Source organism: Nocardia veterana NBRC 100344 (assembly GCF_000308855.1).
GTDB lineage: Bacteria > Actinomycetota > Actinomycetes > Mycobacteriales > Mycobacteriaceae > Nocardia > Nocardia veterana.
Map to the genome: position 1 here is coordinate 16,706 of NZ_BAGM01000055.1, position 18,790 is coordinate 35,495.

Below are 18,790 nucleotides of genomic sequence, written 5' to 3' on the forward strand. Positions count from 1 at the left end.
GGTTACGTCTGCGGCGCCACCGTGTCGACCCGCCCGGCGAGCCAGCGGCCGTCGACGTTGTCGAGGAACACCCGCAGCTGGGACCGTTCGGGACGGGGCAGGCCCAGGGTGGCGTCGCTGCGTTCGGACCGGTCGATGGTCACCACGACCTGAGAATGCTCGGGGTCGGCCACATCGGTGCGGCATTCCACCGAATTGGCCTCGGAGCGGATGTGCATCGACGTCACGTGTGCGCGCCGATCCGGCGCCGACGCGACGAACTGGTCGTGGAACGCCCCGGTGGACAGCTCCAGTACTCGGCGGTCGTAATCGTCGTAGCCGGCCCAGTCGTAGGTGGTGAATTGCCGCCCGAAATCGCAGGCCGCCAACTGGATCGGGTCGGTAGGCGCGGCGGTCGCGACCGGGGCCACGGCGAGCGCCGCGCCGACCGCCGCACAGGGCAGGGCGAAGGCGAAGGGCCGCAACGTGATCCGGGGCATGAGAGATCCTCTTCGTCGACATCGATGGCAGTACGCGGCCCCGACCCAGGGTACGTACGCGGAGACCGTCGGCCGAGACCTCCTGCGCACAGTGACACGCGCTGTCTTCGGATTGCCCGGCGTCGGCCGCCTCAAACGTGTGATGCGCCTCCTCCGGGCCCGTGACCGGCGTCCCATATGCGCCATCCCGGCACGGCGACGCCAACCGGTAGCCAGTAGGCTGCACACGTGAGTCTTGTGCTGCTACCCGCCGTCGATGTCGCCAATGGTGAGGCCGTGCGCCTGGTTCAGGGGGAGGCCGGCAGCGAAACCAGCTACGGCGCCCCCCGCGATGCCGCGCTGGCCTGGCAGGAGGCCGGCGCCGAGTGGGTGCATCTGGTCGATCTGGACGCCGCCTTCGGCCGCGGATCCAATCGCGAACTGCTCGCCGAGGTTGTCGGTGAGCTGGATGTGAAGGTCGAGCTGTCGGGTGGCATCCGCGACGACGAATCGCTGAAGGCCGCCATGGCCACCGGCTGCGCCCGGGTCAATCTGGGCACCGCGGCCCTGGAGGACCCGCAGTGGTGCGCCCGCGCGATCGCCGAATACGGCGACCGGGTCGCGGTCGGGCTGGATGTGCGGATCATCGACGGCAACTACCGGTTGCGGGGCCGTGGCTGGGTCAGCGACGGCGGCGACCTGTGGGAGGTGCTCGAGCGGCTCGAACGCGACGGCTGCGCGCGCTACGTCGTCACCGACGTGAGCAAGGACGGCACTCTGCAGGGCCCGAACCTCGACATCCTGCGGCAGGTCTGCGCGGCGACCGAGGCGCCGGTGATCGCCTCCGGCGGCGTCTCGACCCTCGACGATCTGCGCGCCATCGCCGGGCTGGTGCCCGACGGGGTGGAGGGCGCGATCGTCGGAAAAGCCTTGTACGCCGGGCGTTTCACACTGCCCGAGGCGCTGGACGCGGTTCGCTGACGTGACCGCCGCCGCCTCCGATCCGGCCGCGCTGCTCGCCACGGCGAGCGAGATATTGGACGGTGCGACAGCGCGTTTCGTCGAGGGTGTGGGAGCGCCGAGCGCGGTCCAGAAGGGACGCGGTGACTTCGCCACCGCACTCGACCTGGAACTCGAGCGCACCCTGTCCGAGCAGTTGCTCGCCCGCACCGGAATTCCGGTGCACGGTGAGGAATTCGGCGGTCCGGAACTGGAGACCGGCACCGCCTGGGTGCTCGACCCGATCGACGGCACCTTCAACTATTCGGCGGGCCATCCGCTGTCGGCGATGCTGCTGGCCCTGGTCGACGACGGGCAGCCGGTGCTCGGCCTGACCTGGTTGCCGCTGCTGGACCGCCGCTACGCGGCGGCCGCGGGTGGACCGCTGCTGCTGAACGGAAAACCGCTGCCCCCGTTGGAACGGGGGCGGCTCGCCGACGCGATGATCGGCTTCGGCGCTTTCAACATCGACGCGCACGGCCGGATCCCGGGGCGGTTCCGATTCGATCTGCTCGGTGCGCTGAGCCGGTTGTCGAGCCGGGTGCGCATGCACGGATCCACCGGAATCGACCTGGCCTACACGGCGTCGGGGGTGCTCGGCGGGGCCGTGGTGTTCGGCCATCATCCGTGGGACAACGCGGCGGGGGTGGCACTGGTGCGGGCCGCCGGCGGAGTGGTGACCGATCTGCGGGGCGAACCGTGGTCGATCACGTCGCGGTCGGTGCTGGCCGCGGCCCCCGGAATCCACGAGGAACTGCTGGACATGATCGACACAGCCGTCGACCGCGCCACCGAGCGCAACGAGAATTCGGAAGGGACGCAATGACACTCGCGGTACGCGTGATCCCGTGCCTGGATGTGGACGCCGGTCGCGTGGTCAAGGGCGTGAATTTCGAGAACCTGCGCGATGCGGGCGATCCGGTGGAACTGGCCGCGGTCTACGACGCCCAGGGCGCCGACGAACTCACCTTCCTCGACGTCACCGCCTCGAGCGGCGATCGCGGCACCATGATCGATGTGGTCACCCGCACCGCCGAGCAGATCTTCATCCCGCTGACCGTGGGTGGCGGGGTCCGCACGGTCGAGGATGTGGACCGGTTGCTGCGCGCGGGCGCGGACAAGGTGTCGGTGAACACCGCGGCCATCGCGAATCCGGAAATCCTGCGCGAGATGTCGCAGCGATTCGGCTCGCAGTGCATCGTGCTGTCGGTGGACGCCCGGCGCGTCCCCGAGACCGGCGCGCCGACCCCGTCGGGCTGGGAGGTGACTACGCACGGTGGCAAGCGCGGTACCGGCATCGACGCGATCGAATGGGCGGTGCGCGGCGCCGAACTCGGCGTCGGCGAGATCCTGCTGAACTCGATGGACGCCGACGGGACCAAGGGCGGTTTCGATCTGCCGATGATCAGCGCGGTACGGGCCGCGGTCTCGGTCCCGATCATCGCCAGCGGTGGCGCCGGCCAGGTGGATCATTTCGCCCCGGCGGTACGGACCGGCGCCGACGCCGTCCTGGCCGCCAGCGTCTTCCATTTCGGCGACCTCACCATTCCGCAGGTCAAATCGGCCATGCGGGCCGACGGCATCACGGTCCGCTGACGGGCCGGATTGGTATAACGATGACTATGAACCTGGATCCCGCGGTGGCCGCCCGCCTCAAGCGCAACGAGGCCGGCCTGGTCGCCGCGATCGCGCAGGAGCGCGGCACCGGCGCTGTGCTGATGATGGCGTGGATGGACGACGAGGCGCTGGCCCGCACCCTGGCCACCCGCAAGGCGACCTACTATTCGCGGTCGCGGCAGCAGTACTGGGTCAAGGGGGAGACCTCCGGGCACACCCAGTACGTGCACGAGGTGCGGCTCGACTGCGACGGGGATGCGATCCTGCTGATCGTCGACCAGCAGGGCGCGGCCTGTCACACCGGCACGCATACCTGCTGGGACGGGGATCTGCTGCTCGCCGACGCGTCCTGACCTGGATCGGTCAGGACGATCTGATCGACGCCGGTTCAGCGGCGGGCGGATCGGGTAGACCGTCGGCCCGGCCGATACCGCGCGACAATCCCGCGTCCAGCTGAGCGACGAGTGTTTCACCCAGGGAGAGCAGCTGCTCGACCTGCTGATCGTCGAGGCCGTCGAACACCAGGCCGCGCACCGCTTCCAGATACGCCGGGGTGGCCTTTTCGACCTGCTCGTACCCGGCGTCGGTGAGGACGGCATGTGCGCCGCGGCGGCCGCGGACCGACTCGCGCCGAGCCCAGCCCAGCCGCTCCAATTTCGTCACCACATGCGAAAGCCGGGATAGCGATGCGTTTGCCCTGTTCGCGAGATCGCTGAGTTGCAGGCGATGTCCGGGCTCCTCGGACAGCAGTGCCATCAAAAAATATTCGAAATGCGTCATTCCGGCTTCGCGTTGCAGCTGCGTATCCATTGCCGCCGGTAACCGCGTGGTCAGCGCGACAAGGGTACGCCAAGCTCGCCGTTCGGTGGGGTTGAGCCATTCCGTCACTTCGCGCCCTCTCTTGCAGCCCAGTGACGTGATCGTTGACAACGCTAACGACCATTGAAACTTCAATTCACCGTCACTCGCGATCAACAAGTTTGCCACGACTTCGCTCGATGGTCATCACGGTTGCGAATGACGTGACAGCTATCACGCTCGGGCGGGGCGGAGTGGCGAACTCGATCAGGATGTGCTTCCGCCACCGGACGGCCGGTCGTCGGCCGGATCCGCGGCGGTGACCACACCGGCCTCGGCCCGCCGCGCCGACCGTGCCCGCCACTGTTTGCGTAGCAGTAGCGCGACCACCACCGCGAAGACGGCGGCCGCCACGATCGCGCCGACCAGGGAGGCGCCGCGGAAGCCGGGCGCATCGACGTCGAGGACCCGCTCACCGGCGTGGGCGGCGCTGCTGCCCCCGAGCACGATGGTCAGCGTCATCAGATTCGGCAGCGCGACGATCAGGGCCAGGACGGCGGCCGCGCCGGCCGCGAACCGGCCCACCCGCGTGCGCCACACCCGCACCGCGCCGAGCAACAGCAGCAGCGGAACCAGGGTGCAGACGAAACCGAGCGCCAGCCCGGACCAGATGCCCTGGGCGAAACTGCCGTGACCGGACATGCCGGCGATCCGCTGGGCCCACCATCGAGGGATGAAGGCCGACAGGACGAAGTAGGCGACGACCAGTACGACGACGATCGCGACCAGGCCGAGGGCGCGATTTCGCCACACGGTGGCTCGCGGTTTGGTGCCGGAGTTCGTGAGGGAGTTCGTCGAAGTCATAGCCCCAGCGTATGCGCGGGCACCGGCCGATCGCGGCGCATCCGCCGCCCGAATTCGCGTGTCCGCGCGGGACCGCGCCGGCGGCGCGGCGTCAGGACCGCCGCTCGCGCAGCGCTGTCAGCGCCGCGTCGGCGTGCACGTTGGCGCGCAGTTCCCCCGAGATCACCGCCAGGACGGTGCGATCCGTATCGATGACGAAGGTCTGCCGCTTGACCGGCATGAAGGACGCCAGCAGGCCGCCGATCGGTCCGGAGCGCTTGACGCCGAAACGTTCGGCGACGGCGCCGTCGCGATCGGACAGCAGCGGATACCCGAGGGCCTGCGCCTGCGCGAACCCGGCCTGGGTGTCGACCGAATCGGTGCTGATGCCCGCGCAGCTCGCGCCCAGCGCGGCGAATTCGCTTGTCAGATCACGGAAATGGCAGGCCTCGGCGGTGCACACCGGAGTATTGGCGGCGGGGAAGAAGAACAGCGTCAGCGGGCCGTCGGCCAGCAGCGAATCGAGCGACCGGACGGTGCCGGTCTGGTCGGGAAGTTCGAACCCGGGTGCGCGCTGGCCTTTTTTCACAGTGGCGAGGGTACCGGCCGGGCCCGGTGTCCGATACCCGTCGCGCGGCCGCGCCGGGGCCAGGGAATCTCGGTTGCGGCCGACTGGAATGATGAGCGATATGCACGGCGCCGCATTCGACCGTCCGGAAACCGCAACCACCACGACCCGGGACCAGTTCCGCATGCTCGCGGCCGCTCACCGGGTGGTTCCGGTCACGCGCAAGGTGTTGGCGGACTCGGAGACCCCGCTGTCCGCCTACCGCAAACTGGCCGCCGACCGGCCCGGCACCTTCCTGCTCGAGTCGGCCGAGAACGGCCGCTCGTGGTCGCGGTGGTCCTTCATCGGCGCGGGCAGCCCCACCGCGCTGACCGTGGTCGACGGTCGCGCGGCCTGGCTGGGTGCCACCCCCGCCGACGCCCCCTCCGGCGGGGATCCGCTGGTGGCCCTGCGCGACACGCTCGAACTGCTGCGCACCGAGCGGCTGCCCGGACTGCCCCCGCTGACCGGCGGTCTGGTCGGCTACCTCGGCTACGACATCGTCCGCCGCATCGAGCGCTTGCCGGAGCTGACCACCGACGATCTGCAGGTCCCGGAGATGGTGCTGCTGCTCGCCGCGGATCTGGCCGCCTTCGATCATCACGAGGGTGCGATCACCCTCATCGCGAACGCGGTCAACTGGAACGGCACCGACGAACACGTCGACGAGGCCTACGACGACGCGGTCGCCCGGCTCGATCGGATGACCGCCGCCCTGGCCGCCCCCGCCGAGTCCACCGTGTCCGTGTTCGACCGGCCCGAGCCGGACTACGTGCGCCGGCGCAGCAGCGAAGATTTCGGCGCCGGAGTGCGCCGGCTGGTCGGTGAGATCGAAGCCGGCGAGGCGTTTCAGGTGGTGCTGTCCCAGCGCTTCGAAATGGATTTCGACGGCGCGCCGCTGGATGTGTACCGAATGCTGCGTGCGTCGAATCCGAGCCCGTACATGTATCTGATGCACATCCCCGACGGTGCGGGTGGCACCGCGTTCTCCATCGTCGGCTCCAGTCCCGAATCGCTGGTGACGGTGAAAGACGGTGTGGCGACGACACATCCGATCGCGGGGACCCGGTGGCGCGGTGCCACCGAGGAGGACGATGTGCTGCTCGAGAAGGATCTGCTCGCCGACGAGAAGGAGAACGCCGAACATCTCATGCTCGTCGACCTCGGCCGCAACGATCTGGGCCGGGTCTGCGAACCGGGCACCGTGCGCGTCACCGAATATCGCCACATCGAGCGCTACAGCCATGTCATGCATCTGGTCTCCACCGTCACCGGCAGGCTCGCGGCCGGGCGGATCGCCCTCGACGCGGTGCGAGCCTGCTTCCCGGCGGGCACGCTCTCGGGAGCGCCGAAGGTGCGGGCGATGGAGTTGATCGAGGAGAACGAGCCCACTCGCCGCGGCGTGTATGCCGGGGTCGTCGGCTATCTGGATTTCGCCGGGGACGCCGACACCGCGATCGCCATCCGGACCGCACTGCTCAAGGACGGCGTCGCCTACGTCCAGGCCGGTGCCGGTATCGTCGCCGACTCGCAACCCGAATACGAGGACGAGGAGTCGCGGAACAAGGCGATGGCGGTGCTCAAGGCCGTCGCCGCCGCGCGCACCGTCCGGACCTTCACCCCCGAGCCCGACGGCACCCTGCTATGAGCAACTCGGAATCCGAACCAGCCGACCGACATTCGCCCGCCGGCGCGGCACGTCCCGCCGACCCGGATCGCTATGTTCCGGAGGCGGATACCGGCGACGCCCCGAGCGCACCCGCGAAGCGTGCTCGCCCGGTCCTTCCGGTGCTGCTCCTGGCGGTCGGCGCGGCCGCGCTGTGGGGCTCCTCGCGCCTCACCTGGGTCACGCTGCGTTCCTCCGACGGCCTGACCGAACCGCGGACCCAGCATCTGAACGGCGGACTCTGGTTCGGCGCCCTGACCCCGCTGGCACTGGTGCTGGTGGCCTCGATCGCGGCCGTCTTCGCCACCAAGGGGTGGTTGCGGCGGCTGATCGGGGTGGTGGTGGCACTCGTCGCCGCGGTCGCGGCCGTGCCCGGACTCGCCTTGCTGACCCGGCACGGTGCGATCGCCGAACGCGCCGCCAAACTCGCCGAACTGCCCGCCCGCGCGCACGTCGACGCCGCCACCGCGGCCGGGTTCCCCGCCGCGCTCAGCGTCGTCGGGGCGGTCGCGGCCTTCGCCGCCGGGGTACTGCTGGCCCGGATGCCCGAAACGACGGCTCGGATGTCGGGTAAATACGACAACCCGGTGTTCCGCCGGGCCGCGGCCGCGGAACAGGTCGCCGAACTGCGTCGCACCGGTTCGCCCGACTCCGGTGCCGGCAGCGCGACGCCCGCCGACCGCGCCGAGCAGCCCCCGGCCGCCGCTGGGCGGATCCCGGCGCAGGAGCCCGGCGAGCTCTCCCAGCGCGTGCTCTGGGACGCGCTGGACGCCGGCGCCGACCCGACCGACGACGAGCCCGGCCGATGACTCCTTTAGCACGGCGTGTCGACGGGAGTGCGTCACACCCCGCCGTCGGAACGACGAACCGGTCCCTTTACCCTTTAACAGCATCGGTGAGACAGCACCTGGGGGGATTCTCAGGTAGCAAGGCCGTCTCCCCAGAAAGGATTCGAGCCAGATGACGGTACTCGACTCGATTCTCGACGGGGTCCGTGCGGATGTGGCCGCTCGGGAAGCCCTCCTGGATTTCCAGGCCGTCAAGAAGGCCGCCGCCGCCGCACCCGCGCCGCGGGACGCGCTCGCCGCTCTGCACGCCGACGGGATCGGAGTCATCGCCGAGGTCAAGCGGGCCAGCCCGTCCAAGGGTGAGCTCGCCGACATTCCGGACCCGGCCAGCCTGGCGAAGGCCTACGAGGACGGTGGTGCGCGGATCATCAGCGTGCTCACCGAGGGGCGCCGCTTCCACGGCTCGCTCGACGATCTGGACGCGGTCCGCGCGGTCGTGGACGTCCCGATCCTGCGCAAGGATTTCGTCGTCGGCCCGTATCAGATCCACGAGGCGCGCGCGCACGGCGCGGATGTCATTCTGCTGATCGTGGCCGCCCTGGAGCAGGATGTGCTGGCCTCGTTGATCGATCGCACCGAATCGCTCGGGATGACGGCGCTGGTCGAGGTGCACACCGAGGAGGAGGCCGACCGCGCGCTCACCGCCGGGGCTTCGGTCATCGGTGTCAACGCCCGCAATCTGAAGACCCTCGAGGTCGACCGCGACGTCTTCGCCCGGATTGCCCCCGGACTGCCGACCGAGGTGATCCGGGTCGCCGAGTCCGGGGTCAGCGGCACGGCCGATCTGCTCGCCTACGCCGGCGCCGGCGCCGATGCGGTGCTGGTCGGCGAGAGCCTGGTGACCAGCGGTGACCCGCGCGCCGCCGTCTCGGAGTTGGTGACCGCGGGTACGCACCCGTCGTGCCCGCGCCCGCTGCGGCGGGGTGTCACCCGATGACCGGCGTGCACGAGCCGCTGCCCCAGGCGAGCGAGGGCGTCACCCATCGCAGCCACGAGCCCGACGTCGGTGGTCACTTCGGCGTGTACGGCGGCCGGCATGTGCCCGAGGCGCTGATGGCGGTGATCGAGGAGGTCTCCGCCGAATACGACAAGTCCCGCGTCGATCCCGAATTCCTGACCGAACTGGACCGGTTGCAGCGGGACTACGCCGGCCGGCCCTCACCGGTCTTCGAATGCACCCGGCTGTCCGCGCACGCCGGTGGCGCCCGCATTCTGCTCAAGCGTGAGGATCTGAACCACACCGGTTCGCACAAGATCAACAACGTGCTGGGACAGGCGCTGCTGGCCAAGCGCATGGGCAAGACCCGGGTGATCGCCGAAACCGGCGCCGGTCAGCACGGCGTGGCCACCGCCACCGCCTGTGCGCTGCTCGGCCTCGACTGCGTGATCTACATGGGTGCGGTCGACACCGCCCGGCAGGCGCTGAACGTCGCCCGGATGCGGTTGCTGGGCGCCGAGGTGGTCTCGGTGACCACCGGATCGCAAACTCTCAAGGACGCGATCAACGAGGCGCTGCGCGACTGGGTCACCAACGCCGACCGCACCTACTACTGCTTCGGCACCGCCGCCGGGCCGCATCCGTTCCCGCTGATGGTGCGCGACTTCCAGCGCATCATCGGACTCGAGGCGCGCGCTCAGGTCCGGGCGCAGACCGGCCGGCTGCCCGATGCCGTGGTGGCCTGTGTGGGCGGCGGCTCCAACGCCATCGGCATCTTCCATCCGTTCATCGACGACGAGGGCGTGCGGCTGGTCGGCTTCGAGGCCGCCGGCGACGGCGTCGAAACCGGAAGGCACGCGGCCACTTTCGCCGGTGGCCGGCCGGGCGCGTTCCAGGGCGCCTACTCGTACCTGCTGCAGGACGAGGACGGCCAGACCATCGAATCGCATTCCATCTCGGCGGGTCTGGACTATCCGGGCGTCGGCCCCGAACACGCCTACCTCAAGGACGTCGGCCGTGCCGAATACCGGCCGATCACCGACACCGAGGCGATGGACGCGCTGCTGCTGCTGTCGCGTACGGAGGGCATCATCCCGGCGATCGAATCGGCGCACGCGGTGGCCGGTGCCCTGCAGCTGGGGCGGGAAATGGGTTCGGGCGCAATCATTCTGGTGAATCTGTCCGGGCGCGGCGACAAGGATATGGATACCGCCGCGCGCTGGTTCGGTTTGTTCGACGACAACGGATCCGCCGAGGAGAAACGCTCGTGAGCCGTCTGGAATCCACCTTCGCGGCCTGCCGCGGCGAGGGTCGCGCCGCGCTGATCGGTTACCTACCCGCGGGATATCCGGACCTGGCCGGGTCGATCGACGTGTGCACCGCGATGGTCGAATCCGGCTGCGACATCATCGAAGTCGGCATCGCGTATTCCGATCCGGTGATGGACGGACCGACCATTCAGGCCGCCACCGAGCAGGCCCTGCGCGGCGGGGTGCGGGTGCGCGACGTGTTCTCGGTCGTGGAGGCGATCAGCGCGGCCGGCGGTAAGGCCGTCGTGATGACCTATTGGAATCCGGTGCTGCAATACGGCGTCGACCGGTTCGCCCGCGATCTCGCGGCCGCGGGCGGGCTCGGGCTGATCACGCCCAATCTGATTCCCGAGGAGGCGGGGGAGTGGTTCGACGCTTCCCGCGCCCACGATCTGGACCGGATCTTCCTGGTGGCGCCGTCCTCCACCGAGGAGCGGCTGGTGAAGACCATCGAGGCCAGTAGCGGGTTCCTCTACGCCGCCTCCACCATGGGCGTCACCGGCGCCCGCGATGCGGTGTCCTCGGCGGCGCCGGAACTGTGCGCCCGTGTCCGCGCCCACTCCGACATCCCGGTCGGTGTCGGCCTCGGCGTGCGCAGCGGCGCCCAAGCGGCCGAAATCGCCTCCTACGCAGACGGAGTCATCGTCGGTTCGGCCCTGGTGACCGCCGCGGGCGCGGGGCTGGAGCAGGTGCGTACCCTGACCGCCGAGTTGGCGCAGGGCGTGCGTTCGGCCGCCGTCGCCGGTTAGACACACGCGCTGAGGGCGAACCGGGCCGAGTTTCGAGTACGCGAGCCGGATCACGCAGCGGCTCGCGAAACGGGTCCCGCCGCGCAGCCACGCCCGGGCGCGATGGTGGCGGACACCCGGGCGGCCGTGGCAGAAGGTGCGCTGACGAGCCCGCATCCTCCGACCGCTGATCGGCGCGCGTACCGGCCGGGCGAGCGCGTTCCGGTGTTCGCGGCGTGTCGGCTGCCTCCCGACTGCCCTCGGACGGATTACTCGCCCACCGCGAACTGGGCGGTTCGGCCGCGCTCCGTTACGGTGGGGCCCGTGACTTTTCCAGTCCTGGCAGACGGCGTCGATGTGCACGGTGGGGCGGTTCTGGCATATATCCCCAGTCCGCCACGAGGCGTATGGGATGTGGGCCCGTTCCCGCTGCGTGCGTACGCGATCTGCATCATCATCGGCATCATCGTCGCGATCTGGTGGGGCGAGCGGCGCTGGCGGGAGCGCGGTGGCCAGCCCGGCGCGGTACTGGATGTGGCGATGTTCGCGGTCCCGTTCGGACTCGTCGGCGGCCGGCTCTACCACGTGGCCACCGACTGGGAAAAGTACTTCGGCGCGGGCGGGCATCCGATCAACGCGCTGAAGATCTGGGAGGGCGGGCTCGGCATCTGGGGTGCGGTGCTGCTCGGTGGCATCGGCGCCTGGATCGGCTGCCGGGTGTATCGAATTCCGTTGCCCGCCTTCGGTGACGCCATCGCCCCGGCGATTCTGCTCGCGCAGGCCATCGGCCGCCTCGGCAACTACTTCAATCAGGAGCTCTACGGCCGCAAGACCGATCTGCCGTGGGGGCTCGAGATCTATCTGCGCTTCGACTCCGACGGCCAGCTGGACATGATGAACGGCGTGTCCACCGGCGTGGTGGAGAAGGTGGTGCAGCCGACCTTCCTCTACGAGCTGATCTGGAATCTGCTCGGCGTCCTGGTGCTGGTGGCGGTCGACAAACGCTGGCGGATCGGCCACGGTCGGCTGTTCGCCCTGTATGTCGCGCTCTACACCTTCGGCCGCTTCTGGGTCGAGCTGCTGCGCGACGACGAGGCCACCCACATCTTCGGCATCCGCGTCAACTCCTACACCTCCGCGATCGTATTCCTGTGCGCGCTGGTCTATTTCGTCCTCGCCACCAAGGGCCGCGAAACGGCCGCGCAGCTGGCTCCCGGTGGTGACCGGCCGTGGCCGTGGCAGTGGGGCGCGCTGCGCCGCCACGGCGCCGCCCAGCAGGTCGCGACGGGAAGCGGCGCCGAGGCCGCGGGCGCGAGCCCCGACACGACGCCGGCGAGCGGCAGCGCCGTGGAATCGGCGGAATCCGAGGCATCGGGCAAGGGCCCGGAGATTCCGGACGAGTCGGACGGTGGTTCGCCCGCGACGACGCAATCCACCGAATCGGACGCGGTTGGTCCGACCACCGCCGCGGAATCCACCGGCGATTCGGCCGACTCGACCGGCGCATCGGGCGAATCCACCGATGAATCGGACAACTCCACCGGCACCGGCAACGATCCGGTCGCCGACGGCGATGACACCGGTGCGGCCGAAGTCGCGGCACCGGCGGGCGGTACCGCAGGCCCGGGCTCGGGCACCCGGGGTAAGGGCCCGAAGAAGGCGAACAAGAGCTGAGCGGCCGTCCGCTCGAAGAGGAGGACTTGGTGACCGACCCCTATCAGCCGCAGCCCGGCTACGGCCCGCAGTACGGTGCGCCCGGTACCGGCCCGGGCACCCCGTACGGACAGCCCGGCTACGGCCAGCCCGGCTACGGCCAGCCGTACGGTCAGCCCGCCGACCCGTACGCCCAGCCCTACGGTCCGCCGCCGGGTTACGCGCCCGCGCCCTACGGCATGGATCCCGAGGCGCCCTACGGCCGCAACATGTACGGCGAGCCCTATTCGGACAAATCGAAGCTGACCGCGGGTCTGCTGCAGTTGTTCGTCGGTGGCCTCGGTGTAGGCCGTTTCTACCTCGGCTACACCGGCATCGGTATCGCGCAGCTCGTGGTCACCGTCTTCACCTGCGGACTGGGCGGGATCTGGCCGTTCATCGACGCGATCCTGATCCTCACCGGCAAGGTCCGCGACCCCTACAACCGCCCCCTGCAGGAGTGATATGCCATGTCGATCGGTGATGTGAGGTGGGTCATATTTTCGTCGATCGCCAGTGACGGGTGTGCCGATCAGCGGGACATCTTGTACAGGACTAGGCTCGGTTCGTGATGCGACGGACAAAGATTGTGTGCACCCTCGGGCCGGCGACCGCCACCGAGGACCGGATCCGCGAACTTGTCGACAGCGGCATGGATGTGGCCCGGTTGAATTTCAGTCACGGGGAACACGCCGATCACGCCGAGAACTATCACAAGGTGCGGCACGCGGCCGATCAGATGGGCCGTGCCGTCGGCATTCTCGCCGACCTCCAGGGGCCGAAGATTCGCCTGGGCAGATTCATCGACGGCCGCACCACGTGGGCGACGGGCGAGGAGGTGCGGATCACGGTCGACGACGTGGACGGCACCCACGATCGCGTCTCCACCACCTACAAGCAGCTCGCCGAGGACGCCAAGGCCGGTGACCGGCTGCTCGTCGACGACGGCAAGGTCGGTCTGACCGTGGTCCGCGTCGAGGGCAACGACGTCGTCTGCCGGGTCACCGAGGGCGGGCCGGTCTCCAACAACAAGGGCGTGTCGTTGCCCGGGATGGACGTCTCCGTTCCGGCCTTGTCCGACAAGGACATCCAGGACCTGGAGTTCGCGCTGAAGCTCGGCGTCGACTTCATCGCCCTGTCGTTCGTGCGCTCGCCCTCGGATGTGGAGCTGGTGCACGACGTGATGGATCGCGTCGGCCGGCGGGTTCCGGTGATCGGCAAACTCGAGAAGCCCGAAGCGATCGACAACCTGGAAGCGATCGTGCTCGCCTTCGACGCGATCATGGTGGCGCGCGGTGATCTCGGTGTCGAACTGCCGCTCGAGCAGGTGCCGCTGGTGCAGAAGCGGGCCATCCAGATGGCCAGGGAGAACGCCAAACCCGTCATCGTGGCCACCCAGATGCTGGAATCGATGATCGGCAACTCCCGCCCCACCCGCGCGGAGGCCTCCGATGTGGCCAATGCCGTGCTCGACGGCGCCGATGCGGTGATGCTCTCCGGTGAGACCTCGGTCGGCCAGTATCCGATCGAAGCGGTGCGCACCATGGCGCGCATCGTGCACGCCGTGGAATCGGAATCCTCGACCCGGGTGCCGCCGCTGACCCACGTGCCGCGGACCAAGCGTGGTGTCATCTCCTATGCCGCCCGCGATATCGGCGAACGGCTCAATGCCAAGGCGCTGGTCGCGTTCACCCAGTCCGGCGATACGGTGCGCCGGCTGGCCCGGCTGCACACCCCGCTGCCGCTGCTGGCGTTCACTCCGCTGCCGGAGGTGCGCAGCCAGCTCGCGCTGACCTGGGGTGTGGAGACGTTCATCGTGCCGCCGGTCGGCACCACCGACGAGATGATCGGCCAGGTCGACAAGGAACTGCTCTCGCTGAACCGGTACGCCAAGGGCGATCTGGTCGTGATCGTGGCCGGTTCCCCGCCGGGTACGGTCGGCTCGACGAACCTGATCCACGTGCATCGCATCGGCGAGGAGGACCACTGAGGTGAGCGCATCACTGGGCGAATCGGTCGAGACCGATCGCGAGACCACCGGGCAGGACGATCTCGCGGTGCTGCTCGGCCTGCTCGATCTCGAGGAGATCGGCGAGGACGTGTTCCTCGGCCATCACCCGGAGAAGGTGTGGAGTCGCACGTTCGGCGGGCAGTTGGTGGCGCAGGCGATCATCGCGGCGGGTCGGACGGTCGGACCGGGTCGCCCGGTGCATGCGGTCAACGCGCATTTCGTCCGCGGCGGTGACGTTCGCAAACCGATCGAGTACCGGGTCGAGCGGCACCGCGACGGGCGGGCGTTCGCCAACCGCACGGTGACCGCGTATCAGGACGATCAGGAATTGTTCGTGATGCTGGCGGCGTTCCAGGACTGGGCCAAGGGGCTGGAGCATGCCGCCCCGCAGCCTCAGGTTCCGGATCCGGACAGCCTGCCGCGGGTGGAGGAGTCGTTCTGCGGGCTCGAGGACAAGCTGCAGATGTTCGTCCAGGCGCCGCATCCGATCGATATGCGCTACACCAACGACCCGGCGTGGGTGCTCAAAGGCACCGGCGGCACCCTGAACCACAATCGTGTGTGGATGAAGGCCGACGGCACCCTGCCCGACGATCCGCTGATCCACGTTGCGGTTCTGGGCTATTCGTCGGATACGACGGTCCTGGACTCGATCATCACCACCCACGGCCTGTCGTGGGGCTTCGACCGGATCGTGGCGGCGACGGTGAACCATTCGATCTGGTTCCACCGTCCCTTCCGGTTCGACGCCTGGGCCCTGTACGCGACGCAGTCACCGGTGGCGGCCGGTTCGCGCGGCCTGGCCACCGGGCATTTCTACTCTCGGGCGGGCGAACTGCTGGCGACCGTCGTGCAGGAGGGCGTGATCCGGCACTTCCCGGCGCGCAAGTAGGGATCAGATCAGTTCGCGGTTCTCGTCGAAGTCGTAGCTGTCGCGGTGCAGCGCGTGGATCGAATAGGGAACCGCGTCGGCGGTGGTCGCGATACCGAGCACCAGGCGGTGCTCGAGCGCGGCCAATCCGGATTCCGTCAGCTGATCGGGATCCCCGACCAGGCTGAGTGCGATTTCGTAGGTCCGGCGCGACCCGGGATCGCGGTCGGGGTGGTCCAGCCGCCACTGAGTCTCCAGGACGGTGTGCGCGGGCTGGTCGGCATCGACGGGGAGGGTGAAGCGCCAGGCGAAGACATCGTGCTCGGCGAGGTGGTCGTCGACCACGCAGCGCACGGTGTGCACGACGCGGTCGAGCGTTTCCGGTGTGACGTAAACATGGAGTGCAACATCCGAAATTCGTTTCGGCATGTCTGTGTCCTGTTCCGGTGTCGAACCATCGGCGTCGGCAGTTTTCCGGGGGAGTCTAACCCCGGATCCGGATCGGTGGGAGGGCGGCATGCCCGGCGCCGGACAGGCTCAGGCGTGGCGGCCGATTCGCACCGGCTCGATTCCCCACGGCGGGGTCTCGATGCGTCCACCGGGCAGCAGTACCAACCGGGGCCGACCGGATTCCGTGCGGGCCGGATCCCGATGCGCGTGCAGGGCGAGCAACAGCGGGACCAGCGTTTCGGCGATCCGGTCCCCGACGGCGCAGTACTTTTCGCTCGACAACCCCACCGGGTCGGCGATGTTCTCCCGCCCCACGAAGGCGAGATCGTTTCGGGCACTGTCGATTTCGGCAATCGTCCGGGCCCCGGAAACCTTCGCCACCCGGTAGGCCTCGAGCAGGGTGAAGGTCCGGGAGCGGGCGGTCGGCTCGGAGTCGATGATGTGGTCACGGATCTGCTCGGTCATCGCGAGAATCAGATCCGCCCGCGCGATCATCTCGGGCTTCAGTTTGCGTGCTGAGAAGTTGCCGGCGTCGCCGCCCAGGCCCGTGATGATCTGTGCCGCACGGGGTTCGACGCCGAATCCGACCAGTGCCCGGGTGCCGGCGCTCTCCGCGGTCAAATCGTCGATGCCGTGTTCGGCGGCCACGGCGCGGGTCAACCGTTCGGCGATGACCGAGCGGCAGACGTTGCCGGTGCAGACGAACAGGACGTGCATGCCCGCTACGGTAGAGCGGGTTCGGTCCCGGGAGAAGTCGGCGACGGCCGAAAACCGCTTATTTCGCTGGATGTTCATTTACCGGTAGCGCGTCGTGCACAAGTGGTTGCCGATATTTCGCTGAGCGGGTGTCCGGGTTCCTCGGTCCGGCGCTTCCCGGTTCACCTGGAATCGTCGGTACCGGAGGCGGATTCGTAGTAGCGCCGCTCGCCAACGACGGGCGCGACGCTGGGTTCGGGACCGAGATCCGGATTCCGAGCACCCGCGCGCGTGGCGTTGTCGTGCGCGCGCCCGCGGGCGCTGAACAGTGCGCCGCGCATCGGACGGGTCGGGGCGAAGGCGCCGAGCCCGGTCGGCGTGGTCATATCGTCGTACATGGTGTCGATCCCGCCGCGCAGGAAATAGGCCTCGTGCCAGAATCCTGTGCCGCCGGAATCCCGCAGAAACCGCTGCCACCAGTCGCGGTGGGGCGCCGAGCGCGTCCAGCGTTCCAGGCTTTCCAGGTCGCGCCAGTACTGCCGGGCGCCCCAGTGCGGCGGAAACAACGACCAGATGACGTCTTCGTGCAGGAGTAGTCCGTCGGGTCGGTCCCGGTGTGAGCGATACAGTTTCGGCCCCAGCCCCAGTAGCCGCAGCATGCCGCGCGGGGTGCGTACCCGCATACCCAGGTAGATCACCACCAGATCCGGATAGCCGGACAGGTCGGCTGTCAGCCGATTCACCCGCATGCGCGCGACCTCTCTCGATCCCGGGTCGTGATCCCACCCTACGCGGAAAACACGTGCCGGCACCCGGCTCGGTTCGATTCGCGGGTGCGTGCGCCGGCCCGGCGATCTCCCGGTCGGACGGGGCGAAGCAACAGCGTCATCGGGACGGGTCGGTCGCGCCGAACCGACCGCGATTCCAATGCGATTGGCGCAGAACTGTGCTCGGTTGTCCCGCGCATTCCACGGCGGACGGAAAGGAACCTGGCGCTGCGCTGAGCCCAGATCCGGTCGAGATCGACCCGATCGGGCCGGGTGCCGAGTTCGGGAAGTTCCTCGGCGGCCGACATTCGCGCGAGCCGATAGGTCCGGTCCTCGCCGGACTTGACGGCCGGCAGATAGGTGCGGCTGCGGACGGTGATCTGCCCGATCGGGTCGACAATATGGGAACGAGGCGCCTTTCCGGGCGCGACGTAGTCGAAGCGGAGCCGATGCCCGGGAACCGCCGTCGCGTAACGCGACCTCGCCGCTGCTCACGCCGATTCGTCGCGGCGTGAGCAGCGGGCAGATGGATGACATTCGGCTGCCGGGATGCGACAGGTTCGGTACGGCCAGGCCGCCCGGCAAGGGCGGGGAACACTCGTGCCGAAAACCTGGATCGGGGCCGGTCCGGCTCGCCGCCGTCCCGGCGCTGGATGCGACGAGGGTGGCCCGGCAGCCGGCTCGTCCCGGCGGCTGACCGCAGTCCCGGAACCGCGCGCGGCCGGTGGCTGCCCCGCCCGGGGCGCACGCACATCCAGGTCACTCGAGGGGCCGTGGCCGGGCGCCTATCCGGTGACCTCCGGTGGCAGCTCCCGGTCCGGTACGACCGCGGTTCCGTTCCAGGTGTAGGTGACGGTGACGGGGCCGCCGGCCGGGCAGCAGTTCGGTTCGTCCCCCGCGATCCACCTGTACTGCACCGTGACCGAGGTGTCGGTGGAGCCGGTCACGGACGTGAAGGCGGTGGGTTTCGCCGCGGCGGTGCCGAGGTAGGTGTTGTCGTGGAAGAACAGCACGTGTTCCGGCGACGACGCCGTCCCGCGCGGGGTCTGTGCGGTCATCCAGAGCAGGGCCGGGCAGTGTCCGGTGGTGGCCTCGGTGCCCGCCTGCGGTTGCCAGGGGTCCCCGCCGGGTGCGGTGCCGAGCGTGGCGACGGCGTGCGCGACCACCTCGGAGTTGATATCGAGGCAGTAGCCGTGGCCGGCCGATTGTGGGGCGGGGCCCTGGTCCTCGGACGGCCGGGCGGTGACGTCCGGTTGCCGGTCGCCCTGTGGGCGAGCGGCGGTGCTCTCCTCCGGCGGGGCCTGAGGTTCGGCGCTCGGCGCGGGCGGTGGCCGGTGTGCGGCGCTGCTCGCGGTCGTCGCGGCGGGGCGCGTGCTCGTCGTGGTCGGGCCGGCGGTGACCGGAGCCGACCGGGGATCGGAACAACCGCCGATCACGAATGCGAGTGCGCAGGTGAGCAGTCCGACCGTCCTGCGTGATGCCATGGGTTTTC

20 protein-coding genes and 2 pseudogenes are annotated in these 18,790 nt (G+C 69.3%); 13 read left to right on the forward strand and 9 right to left on the reverse strand.

Going from position 1 to position 18,790, the window contains the following annotated elements:
- Positions 1-2: 2 nt before the first annotated feature.
- Positions 3-479: a hypothetical protein gene (locus ON37_RS09330; protein ID WP_040718461.1), complete on the reverse strand. Its 477-nt coding sequence runs from the start codon at positions 477-479 to the stop codon at positions 3-5.
- A 228-nt stretch (positions 480-707) separates the two neighbouring features.
- Here ON37_RS09330 and priA point away from each other — a divergent pair, with 228 nt between their 5' ends.
- Genes priA through hisI form a run of 4 tightly spaced genes read left to right on the forward strand, consistent with a single transcriptional unit; the run spans position 708 to position 3,427 of the window.
- Positions 708-1,439 carry a bifunctional 1-(5-phosphoribosyl)-5-((5-phosphoribosylamino)methylideneamino)imidazole-4-carboxamide isomerase/phosphoribosylanthranilate isomerase PriA gene (gene priA, locus ON37_RS09335; RefSeq protein ID WP_040718462.1) on the forward strand — a complete coding sequence of 244 codons (732 nt, stop codon included), beginning with the start codon at positions 708-710 and terminating at the stop codon, positions 1,437-1,439.
- Between the two features lies 1 nt (position 1,440).
- Entirely contained in the window at positions 1,441-2,283 is an 843-nt protein-coding gene (locus ON37_RS09340; RefSeq protein WP_040718463.1) for an inositol monophosphatase family protein, read from the forward strand.
- A complete protein-coding gene (hisF, locus tag ON37_RS09345) occupies positions 2,280-3,053 on the forward strand; it encodes an imidazole glycerol phosphate synthase subunit HisF (protein ID WP_040718464.1) in 774 nt (257 codons plus the stop codon). The genes ON37_RS09340 and hisF overlap by 4 nt, the downstream gene beginning before the upstream one ends.
- A 26-nt stretch (positions 3,054-3,079) precedes the next feature.
- Positions 3,080-3,427, forward strand: coding sequence for a phosphoribosyl-AMP cyclohydrolase (gene hisI / locus ON37_RS09350; RefSeq protein ID WP_040718465.1), 348 nt, complete (start codon positions 3,080-3,082; stop codon positions 3,425-3,427).
- A 10-nt stretch (positions 3,428-3,437) separates the two neighbouring features.
- On the opposite strand, the gene ON37_RS09355 is transcribed toward hisI, so the two are convergent.
- The 3 genes from ON37_RS09355 to ON37_RS09365 form a co-directional block, all read right to left on the reverse strand.
- Positions 3,438-3,962, reverse strand: a complete 525-nt coding sequence (locus tag ON37_RS09355; RefSeq protein WP_245553130.1) for a MarR family winged helix-turn-helix transcriptional regulator — start codon at positions 3,960-3,962, stop codon at positions 3,438-3,440.
- A gap of 177 nt (positions 3,963-4,139) precedes the next feature.
- A complete protein-coding gene (locus tag ON37_RS09360) occupies positions 4,140-4,736 on the reverse strand; it encodes a permease (protein WP_174362086.1) in 597 nt (198 codons plus the stop codon).
- Positions 4,737-4,827: 91 nt separating this feature from the next.
- On the reverse strand, positions 4,828-5,304 hold the full coding sequence (locus tag ON37_RS09365; protein WP_040718466.1) for a peroxiredoxin: 477 nt from the start codon (positions 5,302-5,304) through the stop codon (positions 4,828-4,830).
- An 88-nt stretch (positions 5,305-5,392) separates the two neighbouring features.
- Between ON37_RS09365 and ON37_RS09370 the strand changes: the two genes are divergently transcribed.
- From ON37_RS09370 to ON37_RS09410, 9 genes and pseudogenes are all read left to right on the forward strand, one after another.
- Positions 5,393-6,970, forward strand: a complete 1,578-nt coding sequence (locus ON37_RS09370; RefSeq protein ID WP_373281995.1) for an anthranilate synthase component I — start codon at positions 5,393-5,395, stop codon at positions 6,968-6,970.
- Complete coding sequence (locus ON37_RS09375; RefSeq protein WP_083892851.1) at positions 6,967-7,797, forward strand: Trp biosynthesis-associated membrane protein; 831 nt, start codon at positions 6,967-6,969, stop codon at positions 7,795-7,797. Before ON37_RS09370 ends, ON37_RS09375 begins: the two co-directional genes overlap by 4 nt.
- A gap of 151 nt (positions 7,798-7,948) precedes the next feature.
- Entirely contained in the window at positions 7,949-8,773 is an 825-nt protein-coding gene (gene trpC / locus ON37_RS09380) for an indole-3-glycerol phosphate synthase TrpC (RefSeq protein ID WP_040718467.1), read from the forward strand.
- Complete coding sequence (gene trpB, locus ON37_RS09385) at positions 8,770-10,044, forward strand: tryptophan synthase subunit beta (RefSeq protein WP_040718468.1); 1,275 nt, start codon at positions 8,770-8,772, stop codon at positions 10,042-10,044. The genes trpC and trpB overlap by 4 nt, the downstream gene beginning before the upstream one ends.
- The gene (trpA, locus tag ON37_RS09390; RefSeq protein ID WP_174362087.1) at positions 10,041-10,832 is read left to right on the forward strand and encodes a tryptophan synthase subunit alpha; all 792 of its coding nucleotides are present in this window, start codon (positions 10,041-10,043) and stop codon (positions 10,830-10,832) included. The genes trpB and trpA overlap by 4 nt, the downstream gene beginning before the upstream one ends.
- A 318-nt stretch (positions 10,833-11,150) precedes the next feature.
- Positions 11,151-12,038 (forward strand): annotated as a pseudogene (gene lgt, locus ON37_RS34045) (prolipoprotein diacylglyceryl transferase); the annotation flags it as partial.
- A gap of 476 nt (positions 12,039-12,514) precedes the next feature.
- On the forward strand, positions 12,515-12,967 hold the full coding sequence (locus tag ON37_RS09400) for a TM2 domain-containing protein (protein WP_040718470.1): 453 nt from the start codon (positions 12,515-12,517) through the stop codon (positions 12,965-12,967).
- 104 nt (positions 12,968-13,071) lie between these two features.
- Positions 13,072-14,493 carry a pyruvate kinase gene (gene pyk, locus ON37_RS09405; protein ID WP_174362088.1) on the forward strand — a complete coding sequence of 474 codons (1,422 nt, stop codon included), beginning with the start codon at positions 13,072-13,074 and terminating at the stop codon, positions 14,491-14,493.
- 1 nt (position 14,494) lies between these two features.
- On the forward strand, positions 14,495-15,406 hold the full coding sequence (locus ON37_RS09410; RefSeq protein ID WP_040718471.1) for an acyl-CoA thioesterase: 912 nt from the start codon (positions 14,495-14,497) through the stop codon (positions 15,404-15,406).
- Positions 15,407-15,409: 3 nt separating this feature from the next.
- Here the strand turns inward: ON37_RS09410 and ON37_RS09415 are convergent, their stop codons facing one another.
- From ON37_RS09415 to ON37_RS30885, 5 genes and pseudogenes are all read right to left on the reverse strand, one after another.
- Positions 15,410-15,814 (reverse strand): hypothetical protein, encoded by a 405-nt coding sequence (locus ON37_RS09415; protein ID WP_040718472.1) that lies wholly within the window; start codon positions 15,812-15,814, stop codon positions 15,410-15,412.
- A gap of 108 nt (positions 15,815-15,922) precedes the next feature.
- On the reverse strand, positions 15,923-16,552 hold the full coding sequence (locus ON37_RS09420) for an arsenate reductase/protein-tyrosine-phosphatase family protein (RefSeq protein ID WP_040718473.1): 630 nt from the start codon (positions 16,550-16,552) through the stop codon (positions 15,923-15,925).
- Positions 16,553-16,713: 161 nt separating this feature from the next.
- On the reverse strand, positions 16,714-17,280 hold the full coding sequence (locus ON37_RS09425; protein WP_040718474.1) for a phenylacetaldoxime dehydratase family protein: 567 nt from the start codon (positions 17,278-17,280) through the stop codon (positions 16,714-16,716).
- A gap of 38 nt (positions 17,281-17,318) precedes the next feature.
- Positions 17,319-17,741: pseudogene (locus ON37_RS34570) on the reverse strand (WYL domain-containing protein); the annotation flags it as partial.
- A gap of 342 nt (positions 17,742-18,083) precedes the next feature.
- Positions 18,084-18,790 (reverse strand): LppP/LprE family lipoprotein (locus ON37_RS30885; RefSeq protein WP_157171396.1); only part of this gene is annotated, 707 nt, incomplete at its 5' end.